The sequence below is a fragment of the Catonella sp. genome (assembly GCF_052173895.1).
Lineage (GTDB): Bacteria > Bacillota > Clostridia > Lachnospirales > Lachnospiraceae > Catonella.
This window is the reverse complement of sequence record NZ_JBQMXS010000014.1, coordinates 17,459-28,861: the sequence shown is the minus strand read 5'-3', so window position 1 is coordinate 28,861 and position 11,403 is coordinate 17,459. Positions and strand designations below refer to the sequence as shown.

11 protein-coding genes and 1 tRNA gene are annotated in these 11,403 nt (G+C 35.3%); all 12 read left to right on the top strand.

What is annotated here, in order from left to right; all coding sequences use genetic code 11:
- Positions 1-26 precede the first annotated feature (26 nt).
- The 12 genes from ACTTG8_RS04890 (at position 27) to recG (ending at position 11,399) form a co-directional block, all read left to right on the top strand.
- On the top strand, positions 27-650 hold the full coding sequence (locus tag ACTTG8_RS04890) for a GDSL-type esterase/lipase family protein (RefSeq protein ID WP_442561004.1): 624 nt from the start codon (positions 27-29) through the stop codon (positions 648-650).
- 219 nt (positions 651-869) lie between these two features.
- Positions 870-941: transfer RNA gene (locus ACTTG8_RS04885), tRNA-Glu, on the top strand.
- An 89-nt stretch (positions 942-1,030) separates the two neighbouring features.
- Complete coding sequence (rimP, locus tag ACTTG8_RS04880; RefSeq protein ID WP_442561003.1) at positions 1,031-1,498, top strand: ribosome maturation factor RimP; 468 nt, start codon at positions 1,031-1,033, stop codon at positions 1,496-1,498.
- Positions 1,499-1,518: 20 nt separating this feature from the next.
- Complete coding sequence (gene nusA, locus ACTTG8_RS04875; protein ID WP_442561002.1) at positions 1,519-2,583, top strand: transcription termination factor NusA; 1,065 nt, start codon at positions 1,519-1,521, stop codon at positions 2,581-2,583.
- An 11-nt stretch (positions 2,584-2,594) separates the two neighbouring features.
- Complete coding sequence (gene rnpM / locus ACTTG8_RS04870) at positions 2,595-2,852, top strand: RNase P modulator RnpM (RefSeq protein WP_442561001.1); 258 nt, start codon at positions 2,595-2,597, stop codon at positions 2,850-2,852.
- A gap of 10 nt (positions 2,853-2,862) precedes the next feature.
- Positions 2,863-3,159 (top strand): L7Ae/L30e/S12e/Gadd45 family ribosomal protein, encoded by a 297-nt coding sequence (locus ACTTG8_RS04865; RefSeq protein ID WP_442553449.1) that lies wholly within the window; start codon positions 2,863-2,865, stop codon positions 3,157-3,159.
- A gap of 24 nt (positions 3,160-3,183) precedes the next feature.
- A complete protein-coding gene (gene infB / locus ACTTG8_RS04860; protein ID WP_442561000.1) occupies positions 3,184-6,105 on the top strand; it encodes a translation initiation factor IF-2 in 2,922 nt (973 codons plus the stop codon).
- Position 6,106: 1 nt separating this feature from the next.
- Entirely contained in the window at positions 6,107-6,484 is a 378-nt protein-coding gene (gene rbfA, locus ACTTG8_RS04855; protein WP_442560999.1) for a 30S ribosome-binding factor RbfA, read from the top strand.
- 21 nt (positions 6,485-6,505) lie between these two features.
- Positions 6,506-7,489: a DHH family phosphoesterase gene (locus ACTTG8_RS04850; protein WP_442560998.1), complete on the top strand. Its 984-nt coding sequence runs from the start codon at positions 6,506-6,508 to the stop codon at positions 7,487-7,489.
- Entirely contained in the window at positions 7,489-8,415 is a 927-nt protein-coding gene (gene truB, locus ACTTG8_RS04845; protein ID WP_442560997.1) for a tRNA pseudouridine(55) synthase TruB, read from the top strand. The genes ACTTG8_RS04850 and truB overlap by 1 nt, the downstream gene beginning before the upstream one ends.
- A 12-nt stretch (positions 8,416-8,427) precedes the next feature.
- On the top strand, positions 8,428-9,330 hold the full coding sequence (locus tag ACTTG8_RS04840) for a bifunctional riboflavin kinase/FAD synthetase (protein ID WP_442560996.1): 903 nt from the start codon (positions 8,428-8,430) through the stop codon (positions 9,328-9,330).
- A gap of 23 nt (positions 9,331-9,353) precedes the next feature.
- Complete coding sequence (gene recG / locus ACTTG8_RS04835) at positions 9,354-11,399, top strand: ATP-dependent DNA helicase RecG (RefSeq protein WP_442560995.1); 2,046 nt, start codon at positions 9,354-9,356, stop codon at positions 11,397-11,399.
- The last annotated feature ends 4 nt before the right edge of the window (positions 11,400-11,403 follow it).

The window sequence follows — 11,403 nt, the reverse complement described above, 5'->3', positions numbered from 1 at the left end:
CCTTTTATTTATTAATGGAGGTTAGGATGAAAAAGTGCTTATTTTATGGGGATTCCAACACTTATGGATTTGATGCTGAAGGAGGGCATAGCGGTGCAAGATACCCAGAAAATTTAAGGTTTACAAGTATTTTGCAGGAAAAGCTGAAAGCTGAGTGGGAGTTTGTAGTAGAGGCGAAGGTAGGAAGATGTATTCCGTCTATGGAATTTGAGCTTAATGAGTTTGAAACAATACTTGAGCAAGCAGGGGAAATAGATTTATTAGCAATTATGCTTGGTACTAATGATTATTTAAGTTATAGCAAGCCTGATGTTAATAGGGTTGCAGACAGGATGAGGGATTTTATAAGGAGATTATTTAAAAATAAAGTCTACAATAGTAGAAAGACAAAAATATTACTTATAGCTCCACCTAAGCTAGATTTTACAGGAGATAGGTATTATGAAAAATTTAGTACTCCGAACGGAGATTTGTCAAAGGCTTTGAAAAAGGTTGCGGAGGAATTAGATTTATACTTTGCAGATGCAGGAAATCTTGATTTACCTGTGGGGAAGGATGGGATTCATTTAACACTTTCTGCCCAAAAGCCGTTGGCAGAGGAGATAGGGAAAGTTATAATGTGTATTTATGAATGCTGTCTTATATCGTAAATCCTATAGCAGTAGAATTTGAGTGCGTAGATAAGAAAGGAAATAAAATCTAACTTATGTTTATAAAAGTAGGGTTTGCTTTAATAAGAATAAGTCGGTATTTATGCCGGCTTGTTCTATTTTAAATAAATTTCACAAAAAAATATTTAAAACCCTATTGACATATTATTCTTTATGTTGTATACTTGCTTTGCATTGTTAAGCAATGCAACAAGTTAAGGCCTGTTGGTCAAGGGGTTAAGACGCTGCCCTCTCACGGCAGAAACAGGGGTTCGATTCCCCTACAGGCTATGATTTTTATAAGAGTGAACCGTTGGAGGTTCGCTTTTTTTGTTAAATGGGGTTTTTCTTTGAATTTTTTATAATAAAAGGAGTCTTGAATGAATAAAAGAGAAATATATGAGAAGAAAGCAGAAACGCTTATTTTACCAATCATTACAAAAAATAATTATGAGCTGGTAGATGTAGAATTTGTAAAAGAAGGATCTAACTGGTATTTAAGAGCTTATGTAGATAAAGAGGGTGGTTTCACTGTTAATGATTGTGAAAAGGTAAGTCGTGAATTTTCAGATCTTTTAGATGAGGAAGATTTTATTGAAGAGTCCTATATATTAGAAGTAAGTTCTCCCGGACTTGGGAGGCCTCTTAAGAAAGACAAAGATTTTGAGAGAAGTTTAGGAGAAGAGGTTGAAGTTAAGCTATACAAGGCTATTGAAGAACAAAAAGAGTTTTCAGGGACTTTAGATGCTTATGATGAGATGACTGTGACACTAGAGTTTGAAAATGATATAAAAAAGACATTTGAAAGAAAGAACATAGCTCTTATAAGATTAGCTGTTGATTTTTGATAAAGAGAGGTAATTGGAAAATGGGAAAAAATGCACAGATAGATGATGGAATGGAGCTGATAAAAGCTCTGAATCAGCTTGAAAAAGCAAATGATATAAGTAAGGAAAAAATACTTGAAGCAGTTGAGAATTCACTTTTTGCTGCCTGCAAGGATCAGTTTGGAAAAGCTGATAATATCAAGGTTATTATCAATAGAGAAAATGGTAAAATAAATGTATTTGCAGAAAAAACTGTTGTAAATAAGGTCGAAGATGAGCCAACTCAGATAAGTTTAGAGGATGCAAAAACACTTTTTCCTAATGCAGTGGAAGGGCAGGTTGTAAACTGGATAGTCACTCCTAAGAATTTTGGAAGGATTGCTGCTCAAAAAGCTAAACAGGTTGTAATACAAAAGATAAGAGAAGAAGAGAGAAAATCACTTTTTAATCAGTATTTTGCTAAGGAACATGATATTGTGACAGGAATAGTTCAAAGATATAATGGAGGTAGTATTAATATAAATCTTGGAAAGGTAGATGCAATACTGTCAGAAGCTGAACAGGTTAGGACAGAGAGGTTTAGACCTACAGAAAGAATTAAGTTGTATGTAGTAGAAGTAAAAGATCATTCAAGAGGCCCTAAAATTACGGTTTCAAGGACTCATCCGGATTTAGTTAAAAGACTTTTTGAATCAGTTGTTACGGAAATTAAGGATGGAACAGTTGAGATAAAAAGTATTTCAAGGGAAGCAGGCTCAAGAACTAAGATAGCAGTATATTCTAATAATCCGGAAGTGGATGCGGTAGGAGCCTGTGTAGGATTAAATCGTTTTAGGGTTGAAGAAGTTGTAAGGGAACTTAGGGGAGAAAAAATTGATATAGTTGTATGGAGTGAAGATCCTAGAGTATTTATTATGAATGCACTTTCTCCTGCAAGGGCAATTTCAGTTGAGGCTAATCCGGAAGAAAAAACAGCTAAGGTTGTTGTTGCTGACTCTCAGCTTTCACTTGCTATAGGTAAGGAAGGACAGAATGCAAGATTGGCAGCAAGGCTTACCGGATACAAGATAGATATTAAGAGTGAATCACAGATATTATCTGAATAAAGAGGTATAGTATGAATAATCCACAAAGAACTTGTATTGCCTGCAGAAATATAAAGGAAAAAAAGGAACTTATTAGGATTGTACGTACTAAAGAAGGAGAGATAGAAATCGATAAAACAGGTAGAAAGAATGGGAGAGGAGCTTATATCTGTAATGATATAAAGTGTTTTGAAATATTAAAAAAAACAAAAGGTTTAGACCGTTCTTTCAAATCGCAGATTGCTGCACAAGTATATGATAAACTGATTGATGAATTAAATTTATTATAGGAAGGTGAAGATGGATAAGGTATTATCTTATTTAGGACTTGCAAAAAAGGCAGGAAAGTTGGCAACGGGTGAATTCCTTACCGAAAATGCTATTTATGCAAAAAAAACATTTCTTGTAATAATTGCAGAAGATGCATCTGACAATACTAAGAAAAAATTTACTGACAGATGCACACATCATAAAGTGCCAATTAAGTTTTATGGAACTAAAGAAGAACTTGGAAATGCTACAGGAGCTGCGATAAAGGCATCAATGGCAGTACTTGATGAAGGGTTTTCAAAAGCTATCTTAAATATATTGAATTAGCTATTAAATGGGAAAGGCGATAAAATGTCTAAAATGAAAGTAAGTGAACTGGCAGTTGAGATAAAGTTAAAAAGTAAAGAGATTGTTGATTTTCTTCATGAAAAAGGTTATGACAATGTGAAGAATATGAACAGTGTGTTGACTGATGAAGAAGAGACAACAGTGCGTATGCAATATGCTCCTGAAAGTATTAAAAAGGCTAAGCCTGAACCTAAAACAGCAGCTAAGCCTAAACAGACAAAGCCTGCAGCTGTTGCAAAGCCTATGAAACAGACTTTTGATGGTAGGTCTCCAGAGGTTCGTGAAGCAGCAGAAAGAAAGGCAAAGAAAAATTCTGCTGAAAAAGAGAGCAAGAAAACTTTACAAAAAGAAGAGGGAATTGTTAAGGAAGTAAAGAAAAAAGCAGAAAAATTGGAGAAAGAAGTTAAAAAATCAGAAACAATAATTTCAGAAGTGCCGGACTCTGAAGTAAAGATTACTAATGATAAAAATACAGAAGTTAAAACTGTAGAAGTTAAGCAGACTCCTGAAAAACCTGCAATGACACCTGAAGAGGCTGCTATTGCGTTTGCAAGAAAGAAGGCAAGTCAGGCTGCAGCTTTAAATAATGATAAGGTAGTTAAAAATACCGGATCTAATAATAAGTCTCAGAAATTTGGAGATAAAAAGAGAAATGACAGGTTTCAGGGACAAAAAGATCAGAAAGATTCTAATAAGGAAGGAACTAGAGCGAATCGTTCAAGACAGGGAGATGGTCAGAATAAAAACAATGAGAATTTTAGGGGCAATAGAAATTCTGACAGACCTCAGGGACAAAAGAATGACAGACCTTTTAATAAAGACGGTTCTAATGAGAGAAGGCAGCCATCAGGAAATAATCATGGAGGCAATACAGGAGGAAGAACTACACAGGCAAGAGGTGGGCAGACAAGGACTCAAGGTGCATCTGGTGGAGAAGAACGCATCATAACAAAGACAGGTTCTCGTGATAGAGAGCGTGAGCGTGAGCGTGAAAAAGCTAAAGAGAGAGAGCGTTCAGAGAAAAATCTTAGTAAGCGTTTTGATAAGAATAAGGTTCTTTCAAACATAGATGATGATGAAAATGTAACACATAGAAAGAAAAAAGATCCTAACAGAAAGGGAGCTTTTATTAAGCCTGAGGTTGTAGTAAAACCGGCTGAAGAAGATACAATTAAAAATATTATTATTCCTGATACCCTTACAATTAAAGAACTTGCAGATAAGATGAAGATTCAGCCTTCTGCAATTATCAAAAAACTTTTCTTACAGGGTAAGATGTATACAGTAACTCAGGATATTAGCTTTGAAGAGGCAGAAGAGATTGCTTTAGAGTATAATATAATCTGTGAACTTGAAGAGCCTGTTGATTTAGTTGCAGAACTTCTTAAGGAAGATGAAGAAGATGAGGCTCTTATGGTGAAGAGACCTCCGGTAGTTTGTGTAATGGGTCATGTTGACCATGGTAAAACTTCTCTGCTTGATGCAATCCGCTCGACAAATGTTACAAGTCGTGAGGCTGGTGGAATTACACAGAGTATAGGTGCGTCTGTTGTAACAATTAATGGTAATAAGATTACCTTCCTTGATACTCCGGGACATGAGGCATTTACAGCAATGCGTATGCGTGGTGCTAAGTCTACTGATATAGCTATTCTTGTAGTAGCTGCTGATGATGGTGTAATGCCACAGACTGTAGAGGCGATTAATCATGCTAAGGCTGCCGGCGTTGAAATTATCGTTGCAATTAATAAAATAGATAAGCCTAGTGCAAACATAGATAAGGTAAAACAGGAACTTACAGAGCATGAGCTTATTTCAGAGGACTGGGGCGGTTCTACAGTGTTTGTACCGGTTTCAGCTCATTCTAAAGAAGGAATACCAACACTTCTTGAGATGGTAATTCTTACAGCAGACGTGGCTGATTATAAGGCAAATCCAAACAGGGATGCTAGGGGTATCGTTATAGAAGCTAGTCTTGATAAGGGCAGAGGTCCTGTTGCAACAGTTCTTGTACAGAAAGGTACCTTACATGTAGGTGATTCTATTTCTATAGGTTCTTCCTTTGGTAAGGTGAGAGCAATGATTGATGATAAGGGAAATAATGTTACAGAGGCCGGACCTTCTATACCTGTTGAAATACTTGGATTAAACGGAGTTCCTAATTCAGGTGACACCATGCTTAGTTTTAAGGATGATAAAGAAGCAAGGGCTGCTGCTGAGACATTTATTGCTCAGGATAAGGCAAGGCTTATTGACGAGAGTAGAAAGAAACTTTCTCTTGACGGACTTTTTGACCAGATTAAGGCCGGTACAGTTAAAGACCTGAATGTTATTATTAAGGCAGATGTTCAGGGCTCGGTTGAGGCAATTAAACAGAGTATTACTAAATTAAATAATGATGAGGTTGCTATAAGGGTAATTCATGGAGCAGTTGGTGCTATCAATGAATCTGATATTTCTCTTGCAAGTGCATCAAATGCTATTGTTATCGGTTTTAATGTGAGAATGGATGCAGTGGCTAAGGAGGCAGCAGATAGAGAAAAGGTTGATGTAAGGCTTTATAAGATTATCTATGATATTATATCTGATGTTGAGTCAGCTATGAAGGGTATGCTTGAGCCGATTTATGAAGAAAAGGTAATCGGACATGCAGAGATTAGGCAGGTATTTAAGGCATCGGGTATTGGAAATATAGCAGGTTCATTTGTACTTGACGGTAAGATAATAAGAGGCTGTAAAGCTAGAATTACAAGAGATAAAGAGCTTATTTTTGAAGGAAATCTTGCATCACTTAAGAGATTTAAGGATGATGTTAAGGAAGTTAATGCAGGCTATGAATGTGGTCTTGTATTTGAAAAGTTTAATGATGTGAAAGAGGAAGATAAGGTTGAACTTTATCAGATGGTAGAAGTTCCAAGGAGTTAAAATGCGTAAAAACAGTATTAAAAATGTAAGAATAAATTCCGAGGTACAGAGGGCTCTTGGTGAACTTATCCGAATGGGAGTAAAAGACCCAAGGGTAAGCTCGCTTACTTCGGTAACAGATGTTGAAGTAGCTCCTGACCTGAAGACTGCCAGGGTATTTATCAGTGTTCTCGGAGATGAAAAAAAGCAGAAAGACACCTTAGATGGACTTAAGAGTGCCATGCCCTACCTTAGAAGTCAGCTTGCAAAGAGTATAAATTTAAGAAATACTCCTGAACTCAGATTTCAGTTAGATACTTCTATTGAGTATGGAATGCATATGTCTGCACTTATTGATCAGGTTAAAGTAAAAGATAAGGATACAGAAGACAACGATTAACAGCCTGAGAGAGGAGACAGGATGTTTATAGGAAATTATAATTTGGTTCATATTTTAGAGCTTGTAAAAGATGCTGAAACTATTGCTGTTACAGGTCATAATAATCCGGATGGAGATTGTATAGGCTCTACATTGGCTATATACAATTATCTTACAAAGATGGGTAAAAAAGTGGATGTGTATTTAGAGCCAATTGGCAAAGAGTTTAACGAATTGCCGGGTTCTGAGGTCATAAAAAATGAACCTGAAGATACAGTTTATGATGTGTTTTTTATGTTAGATCTTGGAGATGTAGACAGGATAGGAGTAGTATCTGAACTTTTTTCAAAGGCAAAAAAGACTGTTTGTATAGACCATCATATAACAAGTAAGGGTGTAGCTGATGAGAATTTTATTATTACTTCACTTAGTTCCACTTGTGAACTTGTATTCGAAATGATGGACTTGGATTTAATAGATAAAGATGTTGCAGCCTGCCTTTATACTGGTATTATTCATGATACAGGTGTGTTTCATCATGGATGTACATCAAAGCGTACAATGCAGATTGCAGGTGAACTTATGGACAAGGGGATAGATTTTGGACATATTATAGATCATAATTTTTATTCCAAAACATATAAACAGAATCAGGTACTTGGTAGATGTTTGATGGAAAGTATGATCCTTTGGGATGGTGTGGGTGTAGTTTCTTATCTTACACGCAAGGAAATGGATTTTTATATGATTGATTCCAATGATGCAGGTGGAATTATAGATCAGCTTAGGCTTACTGAGGGAGTGAAGGTTGCTATTTTAATCAAAGAACAAGAGCCTCATCTGTTTAAGGTAAGTATGCGTTCTACTGTAACAGACATAGATGTCAGCAAGGTTGCGGCATTCTTTGGTGGCGGAGGACACAAGATGGCTGCTGGTTGTACCATATCAAGTGGAACGGTGCATGATGTAATAAATAATATTACAAAACAATTACAATTCCAGTTAAAGACAAAGGGTTATATTTAATGATAAATGGAGTCATAAATGTATATAAAGAAGTAGGTTATACTTCAAGAGATGCAGTAACTAGACTTACAGGCATTATTAGGCAGCGCAAAGTCGGACATACAGGAACACTTGATCCTGCAGCCGAAGGTGTGCTGCCTATGTGTGTTGGTAAAGCAACAAAGCTATGTGAATTGCTTACAGACCATAGAAAAGAGTATGTTGCAGTAATGAAACTGGGCATAGCTACTGATACAGAAGACACTACAGGTGAGATTATTGAAAGTACGGATTATGCTGAAGAATGGTACGAAAATCAGATGTCAGGTGATAATCTTAAAAAAGTTATAAGTCGGTTTCTTGGTACACAACTTCAGACACCACCTATGTATTCGGCTAAGAGGATAAATGGAAAAAGACTGTATGAGTTAGCAAGAGAAGGCAAGGTAATAGAGCGAAAGCCCTGCGAGATTACTATTTATGGTATAGAAATTAAAAATACAGATATTATAAATAGAGAAATTACTATAAAAGTAGCTTGTTCAAAGGGTACTTATATTAGAACCTTGTGCAAAGATATTGGAGAGGCTTTAGGTTGTAAAGCTGCTATGAAAAGTCTATTAAGAACAAAGACAGGGGATTTTTATCTTGAAAATAGCTATAAATTGGATGAAATAGAAAAGATAGTGAGCGAAAATAGGCTAGATGAAATAGTAATTCCTATAGAAGATATATTTAAGGATTTAAGAAGTATTGATGTTTCAGGCTATTCAGGGATTTTACTCGAAAATGGTGGAATTATAAAATTAGAAGAAGTGAAACAGATAGATATAAGCTCTGATGTGATAGATGGTGAAAAATTTAGGATGTATAATAACGGTGAGTTTAGGGCTATTTACAGTTATAATGAGATGCTTAAGGCATTTAAAATAGATAAGATGTTTTAAGGTGGTAGGTGAATGGAGTATATACAGGGAAGTGACTTTAAATTATATGATACAGTTGTAACCTTGGGTAAATTTGACGGTGTTCATTTAGGGCATAAGGAACTAATTGATGAAGTGCTTAAAACCAGTGGACTTACGAAGGTGTTATTTACTTTTGAGGTAAATCCTTTTGGCATTCTTTTTGAACAGGATATGAAGGTAATAGATACTAATGAAGAAAGAAAACTATTAGCTGAGGCATTTGGCTTAGATTATATGATAAATTTTCCATTCACTAAAGATGTTATTGATACAGATGCAAATGAATTTATAGAAAAAATAATTCATAATAAACTAGGTGCAAAAAAACTTGTAGTAGGTACTGATTTTAGGTTTGGTAAGGGTAGACTGGGAGATGTTACACTTCTTGAAAAAAGAAAAGCAGATTTAGGTTATGAATTAAAAGTTATAGAGAAAAAGATAATGTATGGAGAGGAGATTTCAAGTACAAGAATCCGTAATCTTATTGGACAAGGTAATATTAAACTAGCCAACGAACTCTTGGGACGGGCATTTTCTTATTCAGGAGAGATTGTACATGGTAATCATATAGGACATACGATAGGTATGCCTACTATAAATATAAAACCTGAAGAATATAAAATACTTCCTCCATACGGAGTCTATGCCTCTGATACAAAACTGGATGGAAAGGTATATAGGGGCATAACCAATATCGGTGTAAAGCCTACTATAAGTGAGAATAATTCCGTAGGAATTGAAACTTGGCTTTTTGGTCTTAATGAGGATGTATATGGGCATTTTGCAAAAGTAGAATTTTTGGACTTTATAAGGCCTGAAATGAAGTTTGAATCTTTAGGTGCTCTAAAAAAACAGGTTGATTTAGACAAAGATAAGGCACTGATATTCAAATAACACTATCATAATTAGGAGGAAATATGGTTTTAGAAGAAAATATTACTGCCATAAAAGGTATTGGAAATAAAACTGCAGCCCTCCTAAATAAACTTGGGATATACACAAAAGGTGATATTTTAAGATATTTTCCAAGAAACTATGATAAATATAGTAAGATAATGCCTATAAATACTATTAAAACAGGAATGATGGCAGTAATATTTGCGATGCCTGTTACAGTACCTATACTCAAACAGATGGGAAGGAAGAGTATTTTAACCTGTGAAGTAAGTGATGGAAGTGGAACAATTGAACTAAACTGGTTTAATATGCCCTTTATGAAGGCAAAACTAAAAAAAGGTGTGCATATGATTTTTAGAGGAAGGGTGGTAAAGAAAGGCAGATTTTTACAGCTTGTGCAGCCTGAAATTCTTACTGAACCTGAGTATTACAGAAAATCTGAGGTTTTACAGCCTATATATAGACTTACCAAAGGAGTTACAAGTAATCTGCTTAGAAAATCTATAACTGAGGTACTGTCAGAAGTAACTTCTAAGATAGAATATTTACCGAAAGAAATTAAACAAGAAAATTCTTTAATTTCATTAAAAGAGGCTTTACATGAAATTCATTTTCCAAAGTCTTACACTACCTTAGTTGATGCAAGGAGAAGATTGGTGTTTGACGAGTTCTTTTTGTTTGCGCTTGCAATAGACAGGTTAAAGGGTGAGCGAGAAAAATTTAGAAATTCTACTATTATAGAAAGAAAGTCTACAGTGGTAGAATTTATATCAAATCTTCCGTTTTCACTTACAAATGCACAGTTACAGGTTTGGAAAGAAATAGAAAATGATATTTTAGGTGGCTTTAGAATGAACAGGCTGATTCAGGGTGATGTTGGTTCAGGAAAAACCATACTGTCTATCCTTGCTTGTTTATTAATGGCTGAAAATGGCTACCAGTCAAGTGTAATGGTTCCTACAGAAGTTCTTGCAAGACAGCATTTTGAAAGTTTTTTTACAATGCTAGAACCCTTAGGAATAAGGGTTGTATTATTGACAGGCTCTGTAAAAGGCAGAGAAAGAAAAGACATTTTAGAAAAGATTGAAAAACATGATGCTGATATTATTATAGGCACGCATGCTCTTATACAAGAAAAGGTTGCATATGATAATCTAGCCCTTGTAATAACGGATGAGCAGCATAGATTTGGGGTAAAGCAGCGTGAAAAATTGGCGAATAAAGGGAATGAACCTCATATCTTAGTAATGAGTGCAACTCCAATTCCAAGAACTTTAGCAGTGATTTTATATGGTGACCTTGATATTTCCATAGTAAATGAACTTCCTGCTGACAGGTTGCCTATAAAAAACTGTGTTGTAGATGAAGATTATAGATTTACTGCGTATAAGTTTATATTAGATGAGGTAAAGAAAGGGAATCAGGCTTATATTATCTGCCCGATGGTTGAAAAATCAGAAGAAAATGATGAATTAGCAGATGTAATAAGCTATACTGAAGAACTAACGGAACTTATAGGTAATAGAGCAAGAATCAGATATCTTCATGGAAAGATGAAGAATGATGAAAAAAATGAGATAATGGAAGATTTTGCAAGTGGAAGGACAGATATACTTATCTCTACTACAGTAGTAGAGGTCGGTGTTAATGTTCCGAATGCAACAGTGATGATGATTGAAAATGCTGACAGGTTTGGGCTTGCCTCTCTTCATCAGTTAAGAGGACGAATAGGTAGAGGTAGTGCACAGTCTTATTGCATATTTATGTCAGGAAATACTTCAAAAGAGGCGATGGAAAGGTTGAAAATATTGAACACATCTAATGATGGTTTTAAAATAGCAGAAGAGGATATGAAAATGCGTGGTTCGGGCGATGTGTTCGGCATAAGACAGAGTGGTGAAATGGCATTTAATCTGGGAGATGTGATAGGAGATGCAGATATTTTAAAACTTACTTCGGAAACTGTAAAATGCATGAGTGACAAAATCAAAAATGAATGTTATTATAGAGGGAGTAATTTTTATAAAAATGGTTTTGTTTACGGAGAAGATATAATGACACTTTAGAAGT